This is a genomic window from Thermotoga sp. RQ7 (assembly GCF_000832145.1).
GTDB lineage: Bacteria > Thermotogota > Thermotogae > Thermotogales > Thermotogaceae > Thermotoga > Thermotoga neapolitana.
The window spans coordinates 1,132,435-1,153,694 of record NZ_CP007633.1 but is presented as its reverse complement, the minus strand read 5'-3'; the positions used below and the strand labels follow the sequence as shown (position 1 = coordinate 1,153,694).

Below are 21,260 nucleotides of genomic sequence, written 5' to 3'. Positions count from 1 at the left end.
TTACCACCTCTTCTCGACCTGGAAAATGTAGAACTTCAGGTACTGCGTTTCCGGAACGTTCAGAAGGACAGGATGATCGGAGGGCTGGCCGCCCCTTTTCAACACAGTCAAGTACGTCCCGGTGTCGAAGGAAGCGTCCATGAGGATCTCTCTGAACGTCTCTTCAGAAACAATCTGGGTGCAGGAAGACGTCACAAGGATTCCCGGTTTTCTCAAAATCCTCATCGCTCTCAGGTTTATTTCCTTGTACCCTCTTTTTGCACTCTCAAGACTTCTGGAACTTTTCGCAAAGGATGGAGGATCCAGCACCACAAGATCGTACTTTTTTCCGCTTTTGTCGAAGTCCTTCAGAATGTCGAAGGCGTTACCGGTGATCGTGTCGAAGTTTTCAAAACCGTTCATCTTCAGTATTTCCCTTGCGATCTCCAGAGACCTTTCGGAATAATCAACAAGGGTGACATGTCTGGCACTGCCTTTCAGGAGATGTGCCGCAAAGTTTCCCGTATAGGAGAAGACATCAAGGCAAACTTTGTCTTTCGCAAAATCGAGCACCATCTTCGCGTTTTCCCTCTGATCAAGGAAGAATCCGGTCTTCTGTCCTTTCGTGTCAGCGAGAAACCTCAGCCCGTTCATCTCAAACTCGATTAACTCAGGGCCCGCGCCGTAGATCCACCCTTCCCGATCTTCTAGTCCCTCTTTCTCGCGGAATGTTCCGGACGACTTTTCGTATATTCCCTTCGGTTGTAAAAGTTCTATCAAAGCATCAAGAACCCAGCTCTTCATCCTTTCCATTCCCAGCGTTGTGATCTGAACGACAGCATAATCACCGAAAAGGTCCACGATGAGCCCAGGCAGAAAATCTCCCTCACCGTGCACCACTCTGAAGGCATTCGTGTCTTTGAGAGTTTTTCTCTTTCTGAGGGCATCTTCTATTCTTCTCTTTATGAATTCACCGTCTATTCTTTCGTTTTTTCGAGAGAGAATTCTCACCCTGATTTTCGAGTTGTCGTTTATGTACCCCTTTCCAAAGAAAGAGCCGTCGGGGCGGAAAAGATCCACAACTTCTCCGTTTTCGTAGTCGCCCTCTACCCTCGAAATCTCGTTTTCGTAAACCCAGAGATGACCACCCAATAGTCTTCTGCTGAGTTTTCCAAGGAATACTCTGGCCAACTACAACCACCCCATCGTGTACGATATGAGAAACAGTGTGTATCCTCCCAAAGCGAGGAAGGGCCCGAACGGAATACGCATTTTTGTATCCATTTTACCCTTTCCCTTTATCAGTGCAAACAGAATGCCAGCAACCGAAGCGGCAAGAACAGCGATTATGGCTGAAAAGGGAGTAAGAAGAATGCCTATTCCCATTGCAAGGATCACATCTCCTGTCCCCAGACCTTCCCTGTAGAGAAACTTCAGCATCAGAAACATGGCCGTCACAAGGAAAAAGGCCAGCAGGTGATCCAGGAAGTGTCCTCTCAGCGCCATTATGAAAGAGACGGAAACGACCGTAAAGTTCAGATAATCCGGTATCAAAAAGGTCTCAAGATCTATGAAAGAAATGGCGATCAAGGACGAAGATATCACGCTCGCCAAAAGAAGGTCCAGCCCGTTTTTCATGAAAAGAGAATTCAAAAGAAACACTAGCCCTGTCAGAAATTCCACGATCGGATATCTCAGAGGAATTTTCCAGCCACAGTATCTGCATCTTCCCTTCAACAGAACATAACTCAAAAGGGGTACGTTGTCGTACCATCGTATCCTTTTTTTGCAATTAGGGCAAAATGAATAAGGAGGATCCCACAGTTTGAGACCCTCCTTCGTTGATCTGTAGATCACCACATTGAGGAAACTTCCGATTATCAGCCCAAGACCGAACATCAGGATATGCCACAAGCTGCCTTTTCCTCCTCTGTGAGAAGTTCGTCGAAAATCTCTTTCTTTCCATAATAATACCAGATGTTCGTCTGTTCGAGATCCTCAAGCAATTCTTTCGCTTTGTCGATCTTTCCCATCTTCACGTAAGGAACCACAAGAAGGAGTTTTGCAAGCGTGTTCAGAGGAGACGTTTCAACTATCCTTTCCAGTTCCTCCGCCACTTCCCTGTACTTTCCATGTTTGAGCATCACTTTCGCCCACGGTTCTATCTCGGTGGGATACGCCGGCCTGATCTTCATGATGCGCTCTTCCATCTCTTTTGCTTTCTCTTCTTTGCCGAGTGCCCTGTAAAGTTCTGAGAGCTGATACAGAGCAGGAATGTTGCTTGGATCTCTTTCCAGTAACCTTTCCAGTGTTCTTGCGGCAAGATCTTTTCTGTTCATCTCCTGATACGCTTCAGCCAGAACAAAATAGGTGAGTTTATCATCGGGAGCATATTCCAGCTCTCTTTCCCAGTAATGAACCGCTTTTTCGTAGTCACCGAGGTTGTAGTAAGCCTCTCCCAGAGAAGCGTAGGCCTGTACAAGCCACGGATCTATCTCCACCGCTTTGTCAAGATATTTGATGCCTTCCTCTATCTTTCCCTGCTCAACAAGGAGAGATCCTTTCAGTTCGTACGCAGGAGCGTAGTTGCTGTCGATATCGAGCATGAACTTGATTATGTCGTGTGCCACATCGTAAAGGTTTCGATCGGCGTATTCGAGGGCAAGATCGTAGAGACCTTTCAGCGAAACGTTTTTGAAGTCCTTCACACTGATATCTTCTTCCTCGAGCCACTCCTGAAACTCCGGGAAGATGAGAGGTTCGTAGATGGTCTCGTCCAGATGAACGACCTTTTCGAGTTTTTCACACGTTTGAACCTCTTTCATTATGTTTTCCTTCGTCTTCATATCCTCTTTCAATGTTTCCCAGTCGCCCTCGTAGAGGAGATCTCTGAGAGCCACAACGAACGGAGTGGAGGTGGTGATATCCACCTTGCCGTCGGATAAAACGAGTGTTATTATATACTCTGCCATGTAGCATCCCTCCTGAAACTTTCGGTTCATCTTTATTTTACATTATACACCTGAGACAGGCAACCTTTTTCCTTCATCTGCTAAAATTCTATCCGGAGGTGAACGGATTGAGAGTTTACATAATAAGGTACGCCGAGATAGGTCTCAAGGGAAAAAACAGAAAAAACTTCGAGGACGCTCTGAAGAGGAACATCGAAAGGGTAACGGGCATGAAGGTAAAAAAACAATGGGGAAGGTTCCTCATACCGGTTGATGAAGGTATCGATCTCGATGACAAATTGAAGAAGATTTTTGGAATCCAGAATTTCAGCAAAGGATTTCTTGTGAGCCACGACTTCGAGGAAGTGAAAAAAACAGTCCTTGTTGCGGTGAAGGAGAAACTGGAGCAGGGAGAGTTCAAGACCTTCAAAGTTCAGGCGAAGAAGGCATACAAGGAGTACAAAAAGGGCGTCTACGAAATGAACAGCGAACTCGGTGCTCTCGTTCTCAAAAACTTCAAAGAACTCAGTGTGGACGTGCACAATCCGGACTTTGTTCTGGGAGTTGAGGTGAGACCGGAGGGAATCCTTGTGTTCACAGACAAGGTGGAGTGCTACGGTGGACTTCCTGTTGGCACAGGCGGAAGGGCGATACTACTTCTCTCCGGTGGAATAGATAGCCCGGTTGCCGGATGGTACGCCCTGAAGAGGGGTGTTTTGATAGAGTCCGTCACCTTCGTGTCACCTCCGTTCACATCGGAAGGCGCTGTTGAGAAGGTAAAAGACATCCTCAGGGTGCTCAGAGAATTCAGTGGAGGACATCCGCTGAGATTGCATGTGGTGAATCTCACGCAGGTTCAGCTCAGGATAAAAAAGAGCGTTCCAGATAAATATTCCCTGCTCATGTACAGAAGGTCCATGTTCAGAATCGCAGAGAAAATAGCAGAGGAAGTCAACGCGATCGCCTTCTACACCGGTGAGAACGTTGGACAGGTTGCAAGCCAGACTCTGGAAAACCTGTGGTCGATTGAAAGCGTCACAACAAGGCCGGTGATCAGGCCTCTTGCGGGGTTCGACAAGACGGAGATCGTGGAAAAAGCCAGGGAAATAGGAACGTACGAAATATCCATCAAACCTTACCAGGACAGTTGTGTTTTCTTCGCACCGAAAAACCCCGCCACAAGATCCCACCCTTCTGCTCTGGAGGAGCTGGAACGGAGCATACCCGATCTTTCAGCACTTGAAGAGGAGGCGTTCAGAACAAGAAAGATCGAGGTGATAGAGTGAAAAAGTTCAAAAACCTACTGGTGACCCTGTACTTTTATTTCATAGCGGTTGTCTACATCGTCTTCTACGGAGGGTTCGTGCTCCTCAGGTCCTTTTTGATGAAGGACAGAGAAAGGGCAAGAGAGTACGTTCTAGGGGAGATAGAAAAGTTCGGAAGGAGAGCGTTCAAGTGGCTCTTCTCTGAAGTGGTTGTCGAGGGGAAAGAGAACATACCGAAGGACAGGAATTTCATCGTAGTGGCAAACCACCAGAGCATCATGGACATTCCCTTGATACTCGGGTTTGTTGCAACGGGTGCTTTCATTGCCAAGAAAGAACTGAAGAAGATACCGGGCGTGAACTGGTACATAAAGTATCTGAACGGTGTCTTCCTCGACAGAAAGAATCCAAGAAAGGCTGTGAAGGCACTGAGAGAAGCGATCGAGAAGTTGAAAAACGGAGTCACCTTCGTCGTTTTCCCGGAGGGCACAAGGTCTCCAGATGGCGAAATGCTTCCGTTTAAAAAGGACAGTCTCATGATTGCCATGAAGACAGGTGTACCTGTTCTTCCCGTGTCCATCTGGGGAACTTACCACCTGATCCCGAAGAACCACTGGATCTTCACACCCGGCAGAGTGTTTCTCAAGATACACAGTCCCGTCGATCCTCAGAGATTTTCCAGTGAAAAGGAATTGAGAGAGTACGTAGAAAACATCATCAGAAAAGGTGTAGAGGAACTGAAAGAGAGGTGAACATTATGAGAGTTTATTTCGACAACAACGCGACGACGAGACTGGACGATCGCGCACTGGAAGAGATGATCACGTTCTACAGGGAAAAATTCGGCAATCCCAATTCCGCCCACGGAATGGGAATAGAAGCAAACCTTCATCTTGAAAAGGCAAGAGAAAAGATTGCGAAGATCCTCGGTGTATCGCCTTCAGAGATATTCTTCACTTCGTGTGCAACAGAGGCGATAAACTGGATACACAAAGCGGTTGCGGAAGTCTTTGAGAAGAGGAAAAGAACCATAATCACAACTCCCATAGAACACAAGGCAGTTCTTGAAACACTGAAGTATCTCTCCCTCAGGGGTTTCAGGGTGAAGTACATCCCCGTCGACTCCAGAGGTGTCGTGAAACTGGAGGAACTGGAACGGATGATAGACGAAGACACGTTCCTTGTCAGCGTAATGGCTGCGAACAACGAAGTGGGTACCATTCAACCCATAGAGGAAGTCGTAAAAATCGTCAAAAAGAAAAACAAAGAGATCCTGGTACATGTGGACGCCGTTCAGGTGATAGGGAAGATTCCCTTTTCTCTCGAAAGGTTGAACGTGGACTATGCGAGTTTCAGCGCACACAAGTTCCACGGTCCAAAGGGTGTCGGTATAGCGTTCATAAAAAAGGGTGCCCCCATACGCCCCTTTGTACACGGAGGCGGACAGGAAAGAGGTCTCAGATCCGGCACTCAAAACGTTCCGGGTATAGTCGGTGCAGCGAAGGCGATGGAACTTGCCGTTGAAAACCTTGAAAGTACCATGAAACACATGGAAAGGCTGAGAAGAAAACTCGCTGAAGGTCTGAGAAAACTAGGGGCTCACATCATAACACCGCTCGACGTATCACTCCCCAACACTCTCTCCGTTTCTTTCTCGAATCTGAGAGGATCAACCCTTCAGAACCTTCTTTCCAGCCATGGAATATTCGTTTCCACCTCTTCTGCCTGCACGAGCAAAGATGAAAACCTCAGTCACGTTCTGACAGCCATGGGAATCGATCGCAGAATTGCTCAGGGTGCGATAAGAATCAGCCTTTGCAGATACAACACCGAGGAGGAAGTGAATTATTTCCTGGAGAAAACAGGAGAAATCTTGAGTTTTCTGGGCATAAACGAAAATAATCGCCGATAATGGTATAATTTCAATCAGAAGGAGGAATATTCGGTGATAAAAAGCATGACAGGTTTCAGCAGGGTTGAAAGAGTGTCTGGCCCCTACCATTTCAGGGTAGAGGTGAAGTCTCTCAACTCGAAGGGGCTGAACATCACAAACCAGATACCCGGGTATCTCTCTATGAAGGAACTGGAGATGAACAGCATCCTTCAAGAGTACGTAAAGAGAGGGAAAGTCCACCTCAGGGTTCAGATAAAGTTCCTCGAACCACCGAAAGTGCTCGAAATCGACAAAAACATCGTGCAGGCCTATTATTCCATGCTCGAAGACGTTGTCAACACACTTTCTCTGCCCGAACCGGTGAAGCTCTCGGACCTCCTCATGTTCAGGGATGTTTTCCGAATGGAGCTTTCAGACGAAGAGATCGAAAATGTCTGGAATCATTTCGTGCCGATCTTCAGGGAGGCGCTGGAAAAACTGGTTGAAGAGAGACGAAAAGAAGGGGAAAGAATCGCTGCCGATCTGAAAAAGATACTGAAGGATCTGTTGGCAGGAGTCGAAAAGATTGAAAAGCACTCAGATCAAATTCCCATCCTTTACCGGGAAAAATTGAAAGAAGAGGTTGAAAAGATCCTTCCTCAAGACATATCGGTGAGAGAGGATGTGCTGGAGAACCACATAGCCTTCATATCGACCAAGGCTGATATAAGAGAGGAGATAACGCGCCTCAAAAGTCACATAAAAAGGGCTCTCGAACTGATTGAAAGTGACTCTTCCGTTGGATTGAATCTGGATTTTCTTGGTCAGGAGATGTTACGGGAACTGAATACGATTCTATCGAAATCGATTTCTGTTGATATATCTAACCTTGCCCTTGAAGGAAAAGTGCTTGTTTCTCAATTCAGGGAACAGGTTCAAAATGTTGAATGAGGGGGAGAGAGTGTGTACGGGTTGATCAACATCGGTTTTGGGAACGTCATAGCGGGAGACCGCGTGATAGCCATCGTGAATCCGGAGTCCTCGCCTCTGAAAAGGATGAAAGACGAGGCAAAAATAGAAGGAAAACTGATCGACGCCACTTACGGAAGAAAGACACGGTCCATAATAATCACCGACAGCAATCACATCATTCTGAGTGCCATACAGCCTGAAACGATCGCACAGAGGTTCATGGAAAACTTCTACGAGATAGAAAAAACTCTTCGGGAAGGAAAAAAGTAGGAGTGTGAACAATGAAAGGTCAACTCTTCGTCATCTGTGGACCGTCGGGAGCGGGAAAGACCAGTATCATCAAAGAAGTTCTCAAAAGAATAGACAACGTGGTATTTTCCGTCTCCTGCACCACCAGGCCAAAACGCCCTCACGAGGTGGATGGAGAGGATTACTTTTTCATCACAGAGGAAGAATTCCTGAGGCGTGTTGAAAAAGGTGAGTTTCTGGAGTGGGCACGTGTGCACGGACACCTTTACGGTACACCTCGCTCTTTCGTTGAAACGCACATCGCCGAAGGCAAAGATGTGATACTGGATATCGACGTGCAGGGCGCGCTGTCTGTCAAAAAGAACTATCCGAACGCGGTGTTTGTATACATCGCTCCTCCGTCTTATTCTGATCTTAAAGAGAGGATCCTTGCGAGGGGAACAGAAAGGGAAGCGGACATCCTCGTGAGACTGGAGAACGCAAAATGGGAACTCATGTTCATGGATGAGTTCGACTACATCGTGATCAACGATGATCTCCAGAGGGCAATAGAAACGGTGCTTGCGATTCTGACGGCGGAAAGATCGAAGGTTTCCAGAAACTTGGACAGGATAGAACAGTTCAAGATGGAGGTGAAAGGATGGAAAAGATGGTGAAGTTCGAACTGAAATACGACGAGCTTCTGGAAAAGATACCTTACAAGTACGCCATCCCGGTCGTTGTGGCCAAGCGGGCGGAAGCCATAAGAGAGTACGCCAGGCCCTTTGTGATCACAGAAGACGAAAATCCTGTCAGCATCGCCTTCATGGAGCTGAGTATGAACTACATCAGAATAAAGAACGAAGATATTCTCAAAGCCCTCATTCCGAAGGTGAAGTGATACATGAAGATCCTGGTCGGTGTCAGCAGTGGCATAGCGATCTATAAAGCAGTTGATCTTGTCAGTAAACTTCGAAAGGAAAACCACGATCTTTGTGTGGTGATGACGCCGGATGCAGCCAGAATGGTTTCGCCGGCGGTGTTTTCCTCGGTAGGAAATTGCCCGGTGTATATCGATCATATGGAAGTGAAAAACGGCTGGATTCCTCACACAGAGCTTTCAAGAGAAACAGACGTGTTCGTCGTAGCTCCTGCGACGGCCAACACGATCTCGAAGATCGCAAACGGGATCGCCGACAACCTACTCACCCTTGTTGCGATGGGTTTCAACAAAAAAGCAAAGATTCTCGTGCCGACGATGAACCACAGAATGTACATGAATCCCGTCTTTCAAGAAAACCTCGAAAAGCTGAAAAAAATTGGCTGGTTCGTGGTGGAACCGGAAGAGGGTCATCTCGCCTGTGGAGAAACCGGCAGGGGAAGGTACCCAGAGAACGAGAAGATAGTTGAAGCGATCTACCTTCTCACGACCCAAAAAAAGCTCTTCGGAAAACGTGTACTGATAACAGCAGGGCCGACGCGCGAGAGAATAGACGCTGTGAGGTTCATCACCAACGCGAGTTCGGGTAAGATGGGATACGCTCTGGCAACGGTTGCAAAGAGAATGGGAGCAACCGTGTATCTGGTGTCCGGCCCCACACATTTGAAACCACCCTATTTTGTGGACGAATTCGTTTCGGTGGAAAGTTCAGAAGAGATGTTCAACGAAGTGATGAAAAGATACGACGACGTGGACATCGTCATCATGAACGCCGCTGTCGGTGATTACAAACCGAAAGAAACGTTCAGTGGAAAACTGAAGAAGACAGAAAAAGAACTAACACTTCACCTTGAAAGAACCAGAGACATTCTGGAAGAACTCGGCAAAAGGAAAAAACATCAGTTTCTCGTTGGCTTTGCTGCCGAGGTCGAAGACTTTGAAAAGAACGCCCTGGAAAAGCTGAAAAGAAAGAACCTGGACCTCATCGTTTTAAACGACGCAAGGAAAGCCTTCGCCTCTGAGAGAGTGGAGGTTTTTATTTATAACAGAGAAGGTCTCATCAAAAGGATTGATGAGGATGACAAGACTCGGGTGGCTGGCGGTATTCTTGATGTTGTTTCAGATATCGTTGGCGGATCATCTCGTTGAGTTGAAACACATGGATGAATCTGAGATAACCCTTTCTGTAAAAAAACTCTACACCGGTGAAATCAAAAGTTTCTACCTCTACACTCCTGCTGGATTCGTTTTTCCAGAAAAGATAGAGGGTGATGAATACACCTTTGAATTGAAAAGCGATGGCCCTGTCATTCCAGTGGTTGAAGGTCTCAACGTTTTCGGCAAAAGAATGCATCACGTATCACCTACCTTTTTGCGGCTAACCCGTGAAAAGCCGAAGATAAAAATCGTCTCGGATATCAAAAAGGACGATGTTTACATCTACGTGGTTGTCGAAGCAGATGATTTCACACCGGTTTCTCTGGAACTGGCGGGCAGGACCTTCAGATTCTTCAAACTCGAAGGAAAGTGGATCAGCGTTTTTAGGTCTTTCCTTGAAGACGGCTCCCACGTTGTGAAAGTTCAGTTCGAAGGACCACTGGACTACGCCTTCTTCGTTGAGAAAGAAATTTACGTTATAAAGCGGGTTGCAGTTCCCATGCGAGGAGAAGACGGAGCCTTTGATTACACCGTGTTTTCTCAGCACGTTGTTCAAAAAGGCGAGACCCTCTGGAGCATAGCGAATCGGTACGGTGTGAGGGTGGGAGATCTGGTTTTGATAAACCGCCTGGAGGATCCGAACAGGATCATAACAGGGCAGGTTCTGAAGATAGGTCGTGTTATTTTTCGCGAGAATCCGGTTACAATCGTCGTCAACTTGTTTTCTTCCAAACTGGGGCTCTACTACGATGGTGTCCTGTTGAAGGTGTATCCGGTGGCGCTGGGAAGGAGTGACGCTACACCTCCAGGAAGATACTGGATCCTGAGGAAAGAGATCGATCCCGCTCTTTACTGGTTCGGAGAGTACATCTCACCCAGGACACCGTTGAACGGTCTTGGGACCAGGTACCTTCAACTTTCGAATCCCACCTATGCGATTCACGGTACTTCAAAACCCTGGGAAATAGGAAAGAGAATATCACACGGATGTATAAGGATGTTCAACAGGGATGTGGAAGAACTGGACGCCTTCGCCGGCGTTGGAACAGAAGTGATCGTTGTAAAAGAAGAGGGAGATTTCCCAGAAAGGCTCTACTAAAAAAATAAAGCGGGGGAAATCCCCCGCTTTTTTCACCACGTGCTTCTTCTGCCTTTTTTCTCAAGTCTCTTTTTGTACTCGGAGAACTTTTGACTGCTTTCCTTTAAAAATCTAGAGAGTTTTCTCTCAAAATCCATATCTTTTTTCTCAGTTTTCGCTTCCGTGTTTTCGGACACGTCTTTCAAAGAAAGTTCCCAGCCACCATTTCTGGCTTTTCCGATCACTTTCGCGGATATCTCCTGTCCCTCTTTCAAGTAGTCCTCTATTCTTTTGACGTAGTCTTTGGAGATCTTCGAGATGTGTATAAAACCTCTTTCCCCCCCTTCGATATCCACGAAAGCTCCGTACTTAACGATCTTGGAAACTTTCCCTTTCACAAATTCACCAACTTTCACAAAAAACCCTCCTCACAAAAGTGGTATTACCATCAGTAATTGTCTCCGTACTTCCTCCTGAACTTCTCCACTCTACCTTCCGTGTCGACGATGAGGACACCACCTTTTCCACCGGAGGTGTAGAAGGGGTGACACTTTGAACACACATCGATTCTCACATTATCGGCTGTTGTGTAGAAAGTATGCTCTGCACCGCACGCACATTTGACCGTTACAAGTTTCATTTCTGGATGTATTCCCTTTTTCACCGGGTCCTCACCTCTCCAGCATTGTATGTTCTCACATGCCAAATACTACCACACATGAGATCAAAAATCAAGAGGAAGGCAAAATTTAAGCCCCCGGATGGGGGCTGATTGGTCTCTTCACTCAACTACTCTTACGTGCGCTGCTTGAGGACCTTTCTTACCTTCTTGAACTTCGAATTCAACCACCTGGCCTTCCTTCAACGTCTTGAAACCTTCCATTTCGATGGCTGACCAGTGTACGAACACGTCTCCTCCTTCGTCCTTTGTGATGAATCCGTAGCCCTTCTTGGCATCAAACCACTTGACCTTTCCTCTCATACCACATGCCTCCTTAACAAAAGATGGTACTGACTAATCATAACACTTTCCAACCTGTCGTGTCAAGTAATTTGGAAGAAGGGATTGAACATTCCAGATCTTCATGTTATAATTCTCTCCGGTGTGTCAAAAAAGGTCTTTTCAAGGAAAACAAGTCATGTTATAATATAAAAGCAGAAGGTGGGGCCGTAGCTCAGCTGGGAGAGCGCTACCATGGCACGGTAGAGGTCGTGGGTTCAAGTCCCATCGGCTCCACCAGCGGGGGCCCCCGTAGTTCAACGGATAGAACGGCGGATTCCTAATCCGCAGATGGAGGTTCGATTCCTCCCGGGGGCACCACGGAGAAAACCAGTGAGGTGGGCCGTTAGCTCAACAGGTAGAGCACCTGATTCTTAATCAGGGGGTTGCAGGTTCGAGTCCTGCACGGCCCACCAGAATTTTTTAAAAGCAAGTGGAGGCCAGCCCGGCTTCCCACCCTGGAGCAGAAGGCTACCAGGGTAAATATCCCTGAGAACATCAGCTTCAAAGGGAAGCGGGCTTTTTGCCCGCTATTTTTTGTGAAGGAGGAGGCGATCGGTATCGGTGCAAACGTGGATCTTCCCAGGAACGAACAAATAAAGGTTCCGAAGGTCAGAGTAGTGGACGAGAACGGAAAACAGATAGGCATCATGCCCACCAGGAAGGCGCTGGATCTTGCAAGAGAGAAGGGGCTTGATCTTGTACTCGTTGCCCCGAACGCAGATCCCCCCGTTGCTAGGATTATGGACTATGGAAAGTACAAGTACCAGCTCACCAAGAAACAAAAAGAAAACAAAAAGAAGGCTGTTCAGCTGAAACAGATGAAGTTCCGGTTGAAGATCGACGAACACGACTATCAAACGAAGGTAAGGCATATCAGAAGGTTTCTCGAAGAAGGCCACAAGGTTCGGGTGGTTGTTATGTTTATCGGTAGGGAAATGATGTTCACAGACAAGGGCAAGGAAATTCTCGAAAGGGTGATCAAAGACACAGAGGATCTTGCAGTTGTTGAAAGTCCACCGAAGGTGGAAGGAAGAGACATGTGGATGGTTCTGAAGCCCAAAAATTCTTAAGGGAGGTCCCGAGAATGCCCAAGATGAAAACGAACAGGAGCGCAGCAAAAAGATTCAGGGTCACCAGAAAGGGAAAGATCATCAGAAATCATGCCTACAAGAGCCACAAGACGAGGAAAAAGAGAAGGAACGTTCTGAGAGCGTTGAGGAAGAAGGACGTCGTGTCAAGTGCAGACAAAAACAGAGTTCTCAGGCTTCTTGGGAAAAAGTGAGGAGGGATGAACTATGCGCGTAAAAAGAGCTGTGCACGCAAAGAAAAAAAGAAAGAAGTTCCTGAAAGAGGCAAAAGGATACAGAGGAGCCCTCAGCAGAAGGTACAAACTCGCAAAACAGATGTACATAAGGTCCAAGTGGTACTCCTACGTTGGAAGAAAGATAAAGAAGAGAGACATGAGGAAACTCTGGATCACCAGGATCAACATAGCCGCAAGAAATGAAGGTTTGAAATACAGTGAGTTCATTCACGGTTTGAAACTGGCAGGTGTTTCCATCAACAGAAAAATGCTTTCCGAACTCGCTGTGAACGACCCAGAGGCGTTCAAAGAGTACGTGAGGATCGCCAAGGAAGCCCTCGCATCGTGAGGTGTTGACGTTGGAGAAAACAAAGAAGCTGGCTGTCATGAGTGGAAAAGGAGGGGTCGGAAAAACAACCATTGCGGTCAACCTTGCCGTTGCTCTGGCATCGGAAGGGTATCAGGTGGGTCTTCTGGATCTTGACCTTCATGGCCCCAACGTTCAGAGAATGCTCGGTGTGTCCCTTCCCCCCTCTGAAGGAGAAAAGATCGTTCCGGCAAAATACGGAGAGTCTCTCAAGGTGTTTTCTCTTGCCATGATCCTTCAGGAAGGTGCTCCCGTGATCTGGAGAGGTCCGTTGAAACATCGGGCGATAGAACAACTCACAAAAGATGTGGACTGGGGAGAAATTGACTATCTGATCTGTGATCTTCCGCCGGGAACGGGTGATGAAGCACTTTCAACTTTTCAGATAATAAAACCCGATGCCGTAATAATAGTTTCTACACCTCAAAAAGTGGCAGGAGACGATGTGAGAAGGACCATGAATTTTGTGAAGAGATTGAACGGAAAGATCCTTGGAGTTGTGGAAAACATGTCTTATCTTGTTTGTCCAAAGTGCGGAGAAAAGATATTCCTCTTTGGAAAGGGTGAAACAGAGAAGATAGCAGAGGAGTTCAACGTTCCACTCCTTGCAAGAATTCCCATGGATCCAGAGGTGGCCGCACTTTCAGATGATGGAAAACCTGCTGTGGTTTACAAGAGAGGAACTGTGATAGAAGAAGAATTCAGAAAGATCGTTGAGAGAGTTCTTGCTCTGTGATCACCCTGTCTTTTCCAAGGGATTTCGCCATGTAGAGGGCCTCATCGGCCCTCTTTATGGTTTCAAATATGGATTCACCCGGAATGTACTCTGCAACTCCAAAGCTCACGGTGATATGATGGAGGTTTTCAGGATCGGTTTTTATGGAGTTTCTCAGTTTTTCAGCCACCAGCCTGGCTTCTTTCAAGGAGGTTCCGGGAAGGGCCACCACGAATTCTTCTCCCCCGTACCTTCCCACAAGATCGCTCTTTCTCAGACTTGAAAACAACTTCTTTCCAATCCATCTGAGAGCACTATCCCCGCTCATATGGCCGAACTGGTCGTTGATCTTCTTGAAATCATCAATATCACACATTATCAGAGAAAGAGGCATTCTGTACCTGGTTGATTTGTACGCTTCTTCTTCGAGTCTTTCTATGAAGTACCACCTAGAAAGAACCCCCGTGAGCGAGTCCTTTATACTCCTATCCCTGTAAAGACGCTCTCTAAGCACCGCTGTGAGGGTATGACCGAACCATTCGAGCGTTTCCACGAAATCCCAGGCCGATTCTTCATCGCACTCCAGATTGGTACTTATGTAAATCAACATATCGTGCCTCATGTCCAGATTGAAGGACATGCGTGTTCTGAAAGGAGATGTCTCGAGGAAATCCTCTCCATCAGAAACACCCGAAAAAGAGGTACTGAATTCTTCTATCGTCTTCCCAGTTCGCCTTTCCACTATCTTCAGAGAGAAAACTTCATACGGTAATATCTCCGAAAGTTTCGCAGCAACGAGTTCCATCACTTCAAAGAAATCTTTGTTTGGTTCTATGAAACTCACGAAAAGGTAATGAGGTATTCTGTTCTCCGAGGAAAAGGTTCCCAGATTTGCTTCCAGCTTCGACGACACCTCTTTCAATCCCATTGTGTTGTAGACTAAAATGGCCTTCTTCAGGAATCTCTTTGCCTTAAAACTCTGACCCAAAGCGGCGTAGAACCTGTGAAGACTCTCATAGACCAGTGCCAGTGTGAGATTGGAAGTGTTTTCCACATTCTCTTTTTCCAGTTCCAGAACGAATTCTTCGAAACCTTCTGGATCAAGCTTTGCAAGCCTTTCTGAAAAAATGTAAGCGATCTCCTCGTTGAAAAACTTTCCTGGTTGTTCGACTGCTTCTTTCCACGCATTTAGAAACTCCGCATCGCTTTCTGCGAGTACCATCTTTCTCAGCAGTTCAAAACCGAATCTTTCGAATTCCGGTTCTTCTTTATTCAGAAGAGATCTTGCACCTTCGAAATCTCCAGCGAAGAGACGGTTTATCACAAGGCCCCGAAGTGCCCGTCTTTCGATATGGTTTCTTTCTTCCAGATCGAGTTCAATCCTGAAAATTTTCTCCGCGTTCTGATAGTCTTTTCTGTGAAGATAGTAAAGCCCCTCCAGAAAGTAGGTGTAGGAGAGAATGGTCACACTTCCAAAGAGTTGAGATTGTTTTCTGAGGCGGTGAAGCTGTGTGAGAAAGGCTGAAATCTTTCCCTCGTAGAGAAGGCTCCACGTCAGATTGCTTTCATCGACGATGGCAAGGGACGGATCAATCTTTTTTGAGATCTCAAGGGAGCGGTTGAAATAATAGTTACTCATTGCCCTGGTTCTTGACAGAGAACCAAGAGCCCTGTAGCCAGATATTTCCACATCCAGAAACCTTTCCTGCGTAGCGATGTACATGGCTTCTTTTAAAAGATCACGATCTTCACTTGCGGAAAATTTCTCGTAAAGCAGAACGGCTTTCAGATAGCGCTGTTCTTTTGTTGAGAAGTTCTTCTTTTCGAGTTCCTCTTCGATGAGTTCCAGCAATTTCTGGGGCACTCTTTTGCCAGCCCTTCTGTAAGAACGTGAAGCGATAGCAAGACCGTAGAGATCACGATAGGAAAGATGTTTGCTTTTTTCGAACACCTTTTCTGGGTTGCTGACAAGTTCTTTGAACCTCACAAACCATGAAAATCTGAAGTTCTCTTTTTCTATCATGGATGGGTCTATTCTGAAAAGAAGCTTTGTCTTGAGACTTTCGATGGCATAGAGAGTTCTTCCAAGAGACTTTTCCAGACTTTTCAGATACTCGATCATCGACCTCGTTTTTTCGTACTCCCAGAAGTGGCCCCTCACGTACCTCAAAATCTGAACGACCCGGGTTTTCACGTCTTCTATGGACATAACATGTTTTACAGCAAGATCTTCTGGGAGTTCTTTAAAGAGCCGTTCGTGCAGAAAACTTTTTCTCTCATTTGGCACCTTTCTGTAGTAGTAGTCCCAGAACTCTTTCAACGTGAACCTGTAGTGTCCCTCTTCCACCACCATGACACCAGTGTCCATCGCTTTCTCTATGATTCTGGAAAGATCTTCACCAGTGATCTTTTGAAGGGCACGCAGTTCATCTCCCGTGAACTTCTGACCCAGAACACTCAGATCTCTGATCTCGGGTGAGTCAAGTTTTTGAAGAAGAGGTTCAAAAACATTTGAAACATCGTTTCCAGGATCTGCTCCGTTCAGGACTTTGAGGATTTCCACCATGTATCCAGGAAGGCCTCTGCTGAGATGATGGATCAATCTCACAGTGCTATCCTGGATCTTCCCGAGGGATCTTTCCAGAAAAGCCTGTGTTTCTTTCAGGGTGAACGGGGAAAGCCTGTAGATCTCGTGGAAAAAGTCGTAGGTCTTTGTGGATGTTGCTATAACCACAATTTCTGTGCTGGTAGAGATCATCGATAACTTTTCCATGAGAGGGATGAGATCCGACCCGTCTGAAAGATCATCGATCAGGATCACCTTTTTCTGACCGTCGTCCAGTCTGGTCAGAAGATCCAGATCATCGGAAGCATCGTACCACATTTTCAGATCCAGAACGGAGAAAACCTGGTGCACGAGAAACCCTTTTTCTCTGAGATCCTCTGCCAGAACAGATGCCATCTTCGTCTTTCCAACTCTCTGTTCTCCAGTTATCAAGATGAGAAGGGGAAAACGGGTGGTCTGGTCTATACGTTCTTTTATCTCTCCTTCGATTTCCCTGTGTATGTACGGAAACCTGATCTCTGTGGTCAATGTAGCTGGCAGATCGTCTCCAATTTCAATCGGATCCATTCCATGTTTTTTCAGGAACTGATGGCACACCTTTCGGGTTGCCTGAGGGGTCTTTTCGACGGAAAATACCACTTCTTTTGCCCTATCCGGAAAGTCACTGATGAACGAGGGAACGAATACCACACCACTGCCCAGCAAAAAATCGTCCAGTCCCAGAACTGGAACAATCACTCCCGCTTTTGAAAGAAACGCGAAGAGCCTTAAAATCTGCCCTGAAACTTCTTCACTCAAGACTTCAAGCGGCTTGAGAGATTGATAGTAAGGATAGAAGAATAGATGCTTTCCGTCTGAGATTTTGATCTTTTCAGGTATGAGGACGTTTGGAACCCTCAGTCTTTTCAGCTTTGAGTACTCGTTGAAGAAGAAATATCTGTCCAGAGGAACGTTCACGATCCTGAGAACTCTGTCTTCGCCGTCTTCTTCTACGAGAAATTCATCTCCCCAGTACGCTTCTCTGAGAAGTCTTTTCACCCTCACGGCTTACACCTTCTTTGAATCTTCCAAGGAGATGATCTATAACTCTCGAAATCACATTTTCCAGTTTTTCCCCTTCGAAAGTCACACCCGCTGCCCTGGGATGTCCCCCTCCTCCAAGTTCGAAGGCCACCTCGTTCACGTTGAACCAGTCCTTTGATCTCATGCTGACGTGTATCTTTCCCTTCGGGAACTCCATGAACAAAACGGCGACTTCTACACCCCTTATGGAGCGAAGTTCACCAACGAACCCGGCGCTGTCTTCGTCAGTGCAGTTGTGCCTCAAATAAGTATCGTAGTCGATGTAAGAGTAAGCGATCCTTCCATTTTCCAGAAGCTGGAGTCTTTCCAGAACTTCTGCGAAGAGTTTGAACTGTTCGAACCTTTTGTTTTCCAGAATCTCCTTTGCAACGAAGTGAGCATCCGCCCCCATTTTCACCAGTTCGTAAGCATCTTCAAAGACTCTGGCGTCCGTGTTGGAATGCCTGAAAAACCCTGTGTCCGTTGCTATTCCAAGATAGTTCAAGGTGGCAAGGACAGGATCGTACTCGACACCGAGTTTTCTGTTCAATCTGAAGACCATCTGTGCTGTGGCGGCGAACGAAGGATCCACCCAGTTCCACTTTCCAAAGAGAACGTTCGTCGAATGATGATCTATCACAGCAGATGGAACCTCTTTCAGAAGATCCTGAAACTTTCCTATTCTGTCCGGAGACGAAGCATCCACCACTATCACAAGTTCGGGTTCAAAGTCAACATTCTGTTCAATTCTTTCGATGTGTGGGAAGTTTTCGAACACGTAGGGAACCCTGTAATCTATAGCGGCTCTCACCTCTTTACCTATCCTCTCCAGACCCAGTGTCAGGCTCAAAACGGAACTTACACAGTCACCATCTGGCATAATGTGTCCCACAACGAGTATTCTGTTGTATTGCGATATGGCATCTACTATTTCCTTCACTCAAAACACCTCCACGGCCGTCTTCAGCACCTTTTCTATTCTGCCCTGTGCCATTTTCGTTGTTCTTATCACTTCCTCGTGGGAAAGCCTTCCGTGGCTGACACCCGAGGCCATATTGGTCACACAGGAAAACACGATCGTCTTCAAACCACAATGCCTGGCTGCTATCAGTTCCGGAACTGTGGACATTCCCACAAGATCGGCCCCAAGTTTTTCGAAAGCTCTTATTTCAGCTGGTGTTTCGTAACTTGGTCCCAGCACTCCTATGTAAACACCTTCTTTCAATTCCACTCTTTCTTTCACTCTTTTGGCCCATTCTGGATCCACCACCGACGACATGTCGGGAAATCTGGGACCAAGCCTTTCATCGTTCGGGCCCCTCAGAGGGTTTCTGAACATGAAGTTTATAACATCCCGCACCAGAATCACTTCTCCGGGTTTGAACTCCTGATTTATCGCACCAGCGGCGTTTGTGACGATCACGCCCTTTACTCCAAGGAACTTCGCAACATAGATGGGAAAAGCAACCCTTTGGGGAGCATGTCCTTCGTAGAGATGAAACCTTCCTGCCATCACCATAACAGGACGATCTTTCACAATCCCGAAGACCAGTTTTCCACTGTGACCCTCCACCGTTGGTTGTGGAAAGTGTGGAATGTCTTTATAATCTATAGTAGTACAGTTGTCCATGGCTTCCACAAAAGAGCTGAAGCCAGATCCAAGAACGATGAGGATCTCAGGTGAAACACTCGTTCTTTCTTTTATGTATTCACTTGCTTCTTTGATCTCTGTGATCATGATTCTTACCACCTCCATACTATTCTACTACAAAAAAGAGGTGTTCAGCATGTATCCAAGAGTTCTGATAAACCTGAAGGAGATCGAAGAGAACGCCAGAAAAGTTGTCCAGATGGCAGAAAAAAGAGGTATAGAGATAGTGGGAGTCACCAAGGTGACACTGGGAGATCCGAGGTTCGCCGAGGCTTTGAAAAGAGCAGGAATAAAAATTTTGGGAGATTCAAGACTGAAGAACGTTCTGAGGATGAAAAAAGCGGGGATAGAAGGACCTTTTATGCTGTTGAGGCTTCCCATGATGAGCGAGCTGGTCGAAGACGTGAAGCATTTCGATTACATAATGGTCTCCGATCCAAAAGTTGCCCGGATGGTGGAAGAGTTGTCAAAGGAAACAGGAAGGAACGTGAAGATCATCTACATGATAGATGTGGGAGATTTGAGAGAGGGTGTGTGGTACGAAAAAGCAGTGGAAGAGATCTCTCAGTGCAACCCTTCTAGTATATCGGGAATAGGTACGAACTTTGGCTGCTATGGAGGGATCATTCCCACGAAGGAGAAGTTCGAGATGCTTCTCAGCATAAAAGAAAAACTGGAAAAAGAACACGGCTTCAACATAGAGATAGTGTCTGGTGGGAACACACCCACGTTGCTTGCACTGGAAAGCGGTGAGATTCCAGAAGGTGTTAATCAACTGAGAATAGGAGAAGCGATTGCACTCGGAAGAGATATAACAAACAACCGTGTGATAGACTGGCTGTCTCAGGATACGTTCATCGTAGAAGCGGAAGTGATCGAAGTGAAAGAAAAACCCTCGATCCCTGTTGGGAGGAGAGGCCTGGATGTTTTTGGTAGAAAGGTGGAGTTCGTTGATAGGGGTATAAGAAGAAGGGCAATCTGTGCTCTCGGTGAGCAGGACATAGACAGCAGAGGACTCATACCGGTGGACAAGGGAGTGGAGGTACTTCACGCCTCCAGCGACCACATAGTTCTGGACGTAACAGAATACGGTGATGTGAAAGTGGGGGATGTGTTCAGGTTCAGAATGACGTACTCGTGTCTTCTGAAGGCGATGACCTCTCCTTTCGTGGAAAAGCGATATGAACCGTCGATTTGAGGGGTGAGTCTTAATACGAGGAGGAAACTGCTTTGAACGAGAAAAAACTCGTGGAAGCCTTGAAGAAGAAAGAAAACTGGGCTTACGAGCTTTTGTATAGAGAGTTTGCACCCAAAATAGGAAGCATAGCAAAAAGCTATCTGAACACGGACGATGTGGACGATGTGGTGCAGGATGTTTTTGTGAGGATTTTCAAAGGTATAAAAAAGTTCAGGGGAGATTCGAAGCTTTCCACGTGGATCTACAGAATAGCGGTGAACGTTTGCAAGGACTACCTTCAGAAATACAAAAAAAGAAACGAATTTCTGACGGATTTTCAGGAAAGCGACAACGAGGACGAAATCTACATCCAGCCACAGGCCAGAGAGAATGTACTCGAAGAGGTACTGCGTTCCATAACGGCCGAAAAAGTACAGGAAGCCCTGGAGAAACTTTCACCGGAGGATCGATTGCTCATAAAACTTCGAGACATAGATGGATTGAGTTACGAAGAGATAGCGTCCGTTCTTCAAAAGCCTGTTGGGACTGTCAAAAGCAGGCTTCATTACGCCAGAAAAAGACTGGGGAAACTCTTGAAAGAGGGTGAAAGGGTTGAAAGATGACAGGCTGAACAGGATTCTCGATGGAGAAGAACCCCTCGAAAATCTGCCAAGGGAATTGCTCGAAGATTACCGGATTTACAAAGAGGCGATGTCGATATACAGAATGCGCTGTGAGTACATCCCCAGCGGCAGATTGATGGAAAAGATTTTGAAAACAAGAAGGCGTAAAAAGCTCATTCTTTCTTTCGTTCTTACGGGAGCGATCGCTTCGCTGCTTCTGATTTCTCTTGTTCTCGATATTCTACCGATCTCTCCCTCCAGAACAGAAGTGGTTCAAAATCAGAAACCCGTGGTCAACGAGGTCATAAATTACATAAAAACGGTGGAAATGGTGAACGACGGATGGTGA

General features: G+C 46.5%; 25 protein-coding genes and 3 tRNA genes. 19 read left to right on the top strand and 9 right to left on the bottom strand.

Translation table 11 applies throughout. The features are described from left to right. Genes TRQ7_RS05765 through TRQ7_RS05755 form a run of 3 tightly spaced genes read right to left on the bottom strand, consistent with a single transcriptional unit; the run spans position 1 to position 2,951 of the window. On the bottom strand, positions 1-1,170 hold the full coding sequence (locus tag TRQ7_RS05765) for a class I SAM-dependent rRNA methyltransferase (RefSeq protein ID WP_015919377.1): 1,170 nt from the start codon (positions 1,168-1,170) through the stop codon (positions 1-3). Further along, positions 1,171-1,893 (bottom strand): A24 family peptidase, encoded by a 723-nt coding sequence (locus TRQ7_RS05760; RefSeq protein ID WP_015919376.1) that lies wholly within the window; start codon positions 1,891-1,893, stop codon positions 1,171-1,173. Then, positions 1,878-2,951: a tetratricopeptide repeat protein gene (locus TRQ7_RS05755; RefSeq protein WP_038067262.1), complete on the bottom strand. Its 1,074-nt coding sequence runs from the start codon at positions 2,949-2,951 to the stop codon at positions 1,878-1,880. The genes TRQ7_RS05760 and TRQ7_RS05755 overlap by 16 nt, the downstream gene beginning before the upstream one ends. A 107-nt stretch (positions 2,952-3,058) precedes the next feature. Here TRQ7_RS05755 and thiI point away from each other — a divergent pair, with 107 nt between their 5' ends. From thiI to TRQ7_RS05710, 9 genes are read left to right on the top strand one after another with little or no spacing between them, the layout of a single operon-like run. Further along, complete coding sequence (gene thiI / locus TRQ7_RS05750) at positions 3,059-4,216, top strand: tRNA uracil 4-sulfurtransferase ThiI (RefSeq protein ID WP_038067261.1); 1,158 nt, start codon at positions 3,059-3,061, stop codon at positions 4,214-4,216. Beyond that, positions 4,213-4,947, top strand: coding sequence for a lysophospholipid acyltransferase family protein (locus tag TRQ7_RS05745; RefSeq protein ID WP_015919373.1), 735 nt, complete (start codon positions 4,213-4,215; stop codon positions 4,945-4,947). The genes thiI and TRQ7_RS05745 overlap by 4 nt, the downstream gene beginning before the upstream one ends. A 5-nt stretch (positions 4,948-4,952) precedes the next feature. Continuing rightward, positions 4,953-6,107 carry a cysteine desulfurase family protein gene (locus tag TRQ7_RS05740; protein ID WP_038067258.1) on the top strand — a complete coding sequence of 385 codons (1,155 nt, stop codon included), beginning with the start codon at positions 4,953-4,955 and terminating at the stop codon, positions 6,105-6,107. Positions 6,108-6,140: 33 nt separating this feature from the next. Then, positions 6,141-7,019 (top strand): YicC/YloC family endoribonuclease, encoded by an 879-nt coding sequence (locus TRQ7_RS05735; RefSeq protein WP_015919371.1) that lies wholly within the window; start codon positions 6,141-6,143, stop codon positions 7,017-7,019. 12 nt (positions 7,020-7,031) lie between these two features. After that, on the top strand, positions 7,032-7,310 hold the full coding sequence (locus TRQ7_RS05730) for a DUF370 domain-containing protein (protein ID WP_015919370.1): 279 nt from the start codon (positions 7,032-7,034) through the stop codon (positions 7,308-7,310). An 11-nt stretch (positions 7,311-7,321) separates the two neighbouring features. After that, positions 7,322-7,945 carry a guanylate kinase gene (gene gmk / locus TRQ7_RS05725; protein WP_015919369.1) on the top strand — a complete coding sequence of 208 codons (624 nt, stop codon included), beginning with the start codon at positions 7,322-7,324 and terminating at the stop codon, positions 7,943-7,945. Further along, positions 7,930-8,169, top strand: a complete 240-nt coding sequence (locus TRQ7_RS05720) for a DNA-directed RNA polymerase subunit omega (protein ID WP_015919368.1) — start codon at positions 7,930-7,932, stop codon at positions 8,167-8,169. Before gmk ends, TRQ7_RS05720 begins: the two co-directional genes overlap by 16 nt. Before the next feature lie 3 nt (positions 8,170-8,172). Next, positions 8,173-9,357 carry a bifunctional phosphopantothenoylcysteine decarboxylase/phosphopantothenate--cysteine ligase CoaBC gene (gene coaBC, locus TRQ7_RS05715; RefSeq protein WP_041844209.1) on the top strand — a complete coding sequence of 395 codons (1,185 nt, stop codon included), beginning with the start codon at positions 8,173-8,175 and terminating at the stop codon, positions 9,355-9,357. After that, the gene (locus TRQ7_RS05710; protein ID WP_236681683.1) at positions 9,338-10,465 is read left to right on the top strand and encodes a L,D-transpeptidase family protein; all 1,128 of its coding nucleotides are present in this window, start codon (positions 9,338-9,340) and stop codon (positions 10,463-10,465) included. Before coaBC ends, TRQ7_RS05710 begins: the two co-directional genes overlap by 20 nt. Positions 10,466-10,497: 32 nt before the next feature. On the opposite strand, the gene TRQ7_RS05705 is transcribed toward TRQ7_RS05710, so the two are convergent. From TRQ7_RS05705 to TRQ7_RS05695, 3 genes are all read right to left on the bottom strand, one after another. Continuing rightward, positions 10,498-10,860, bottom strand: coding sequence for a S1 RNA-binding domain-containing protein (locus TRQ7_RS05705; protein WP_041844207.1), 363 nt, complete (start codon positions 10,858-10,860; stop codon positions 10,498-10,500). 32 nt (positions 10,861-10,892) lie between these two features. Next, complete coding sequence (gene rpmE / locus TRQ7_RS05700) at positions 10,893-11,108, bottom strand: 50S ribosomal protein L31 (RefSeq protein WP_038067253.1); 216 nt, start codon at positions 11,106-11,108, stop codon at positions 10,893-10,895. A 117-nt stretch (positions 11,109-11,225) separates the two neighbouring features. Then, positions 11,226-11,426: a cold-shock protein gene (locus tag TRQ7_RS05695; protein WP_015919363.1), complete on the bottom strand. Its 201-nt coding sequence runs from the start codon at positions 11,424-11,426 to the stop codon at positions 11,226-11,228. Positions 11,427-11,608: 182 nt separating this feature from the next. On the opposite strand from TRQ7_RS05695, the gene TRQ7_RS05690 reads away from it, so the two are divergent. The 7 genes from TRQ7_RS05690 to TRQ7_RS05660 all read left to right on the top strand — a co-directional run bounded on the left by TRQ7_RS05690 (position 11,609) and on the right by TRQ7_RS05660 (position 13,853). Further along, positions 11,609-11,684, top strand: a tRNA-Ala gene (locus TRQ7_RS05690). A 6-nt stretch (positions 11,685-11,690) separates the two neighbouring features. Continuing rightward, a tRNA-Arg gene (locus TRQ7_RS05685) sits at positions 11,691-11,765 on the top strand. A 19-nt stretch (positions 11,766-11,784) separates the two neighbouring features. Continuing rightward, positions 11,785-11,860, top strand: a tRNA-Lys gene (locus tag TRQ7_RS05680). A gap of 123 nt (positions 11,861-11,983) precedes the next feature. Further along, positions 11,984-12,517 carry a translation initiation factor IF-3 gene (gene infC / locus TRQ7_RS05675; RefSeq protein ID WP_015919362.1) on the top strand — a complete coding sequence of 178 codons (534 nt, stop codon included), beginning with the start codon at positions 11,984-11,986 and terminating at the stop codon, positions 12,515-12,517. Between the two features lie 14 nt (positions 12,518-12,531). Next, entirely contained in the window at positions 12,532-12,729 is a 198-nt protein-coding gene (gene rpmI / locus TRQ7_RS05670; RefSeq protein ID WP_015919361.1) for a 50S ribosomal protein L35, read from the top strand. Between the two features lie 13 nt (positions 12,730-12,742). Next, positions 12,743-13,099 (top strand): 50S ribosomal protein L20, encoded by a 357-nt coding sequence (gene rplT, locus TRQ7_RS05665; protein ID WP_015919360.1) that lies wholly within the window; start codon positions 12,743-12,745, stop codon positions 13,097-13,099. Between the two features lie 10 nt (positions 13,100-13,109). Continuing rightward, positions 13,110-13,853, top strand: a complete 744-nt coding sequence (locus TRQ7_RS05660) for an Mrp/NBP35 family ATP-binding protein (RefSeq protein WP_041844206.1) — start codon at positions 13,110-13,112, stop codon at positions 13,851-13,853. Here the strand turns inward: TRQ7_RS05660 and TRQ7_RS05655 are convergent. The 3 genes from TRQ7_RS05655 to TRQ7_RS05645 are packed head-to-tail and all read right to left on the bottom strand — an operon-like array spanning position 13,819 to position 19,198. Further along, on the bottom strand, positions 13,819-17,436 hold the full coding sequence (locus TRQ7_RS05655) for a diguanylate cyclase (RefSeq protein WP_236681682.1): 3,618 nt from the start codon (positions 17,434-17,436) through the stop codon (positions 13,819-13,821). The genes TRQ7_RS05660 and TRQ7_RS05655 overlap by 35 nt on opposite strands. After that, the gene (locus TRQ7_RS05650) at positions 17,399-18,400 is read right to left on the bottom strand and encodes a bifunctional oligoribonuclease/PAP phosphatase NrnA (RefSeq protein ID WP_041844204.1); all 1,002 of its coding nucleotides are present in this window, start codon (positions 18,398-18,400) and stop codon (positions 17,399-17,401) included. Before TRQ7_RS05650 ends, TRQ7_RS05655 begins: the two co-directional genes overlap by 38 nt. Continuing rightward, entirely contained in the window at positions 18,401-19,198 is a 798-nt protein-coding gene (locus TRQ7_RS05645) for a purine nucleoside phosphorylase I, inosine and guanosine-specific (RefSeq protein WP_038067246.1), read from the bottom strand. Between the two features lie 49 nt (positions 19,199-19,247). On the opposite strand from TRQ7_RS05645, the gene TRQ7_RS05640 reads away from it, so the two are divergent. From TRQ7_RS05640 to TRQ7_RS05630, 3 genes are read left to right on the top strand one after another with little or no spacing between them, the layout of a single operon-like run. Next, the gene (locus tag TRQ7_RS05640) at positions 19,248-20,309 is read left to right on the top strand and encodes a lysine racemase (RefSeq protein ID WP_041844203.1); all 1,062 of its coding nucleotides are present in this window, start codon (positions 19,248-19,250) and stop codon (positions 20,307-20,309) included. Between the two features lie 32 nt (positions 20,310-20,341). Beyond that, positions 20,342-20,911, top strand: coding sequence for a sigma-70 family RNA polymerase sigma factor (locus TRQ7_RS05635; RefSeq protein ID WP_015919353.1), 570 nt, complete (start codon positions 20,342-20,344; stop codon positions 20,909-20,911). Beyond that, positions 20,892-21,260: a hypothetical protein gene (locus tag TRQ7_RS05630; protein ID WP_015919352.1), complete on the top strand. Its 369-nt coding sequence runs from the start codon at positions 20,892-20,894 to the stop codon at positions 21,258-21,260. The genes TRQ7_RS05635 and TRQ7_RS05630 overlap by 20 nt, the downstream gene beginning before the upstream one ends.

What these genes read in the sequence shown, in the direction of transcription:
- TRQ7_RS05740 (WP_038067258.1), top strand. Translation starts at nt 4,953, where the DNA reads ATGAGAGTTTATTTCGACAACAACGCGACGACGAGACTGGACGATCGC.
- TRQ7_RS05640 (WP_041844203.1), top strand. Translation starts at nt 19,248, where the DNA reads ATGTATCCAAGAGTTCTGATAAACCTGAAGGAGATCGAAGAGAACGCC.
- rplT (WP_015919360.1), top strand. Translation starts at nt 12,743, where the DNA reads ATGCGCGTAAAAAGAGCTGTGCACGCAAAGAAAAAAAGAAAGAAGTTC.
- TRQ7_RS05720 (WP_015919368.1), top strand. Translation starts at nt 7,930, where the DNA reads ATGGAAAAGATGGTGAAGTTCGAACTGAAATACGACGAGCTTCTGGAA.
- TRQ7_RS05755 (WP_038067262.1), bottom strand. Translation starts at nt 2,951, where the DNA reads ATGGCAGAGTATATAATAACACTCGTTTTATCCGACGGCAAGGTGGAT.
- coaBC (WP_041844209.1), top strand. Translation starts at nt 8,173, where the DNA reads ATGAAGATCCTGGTCGGTGTCAGCAGTGGCATAGCGATCTATAAAGCA.
- TRQ7_RS05645 (WP_038067246.1), bottom strand. Translation starts at nt 19,198, where the DNA reads ATGATCACAGAGATCAAAGAAGCAAGTGAATACATAAAAGAAAGAACG.
- gmk (WP_015919369.1), top strand. Translation starts at nt 7,322, where the DNA reads ATGAAAGGTCAACTCTTCGTCATCTGTGGACCGTCGGGAGCGGGAAAG.
- TRQ7_RS05695 (WP_015919363.1), bottom strand. Translation starts at nt 11,426, where the DNA reads ATGAGAGGAAAGGTCAAGTGGTTTGATGCCAAGAAGGGCTACGGATTC.
- rpmI (WP_015919361.1), top strand. Translation starts at nt 12,532, where the DNA reads ATGCCCAAGATGAAAACGAACAGGAGCGCAGCAAAAAGATTCAGGGTC.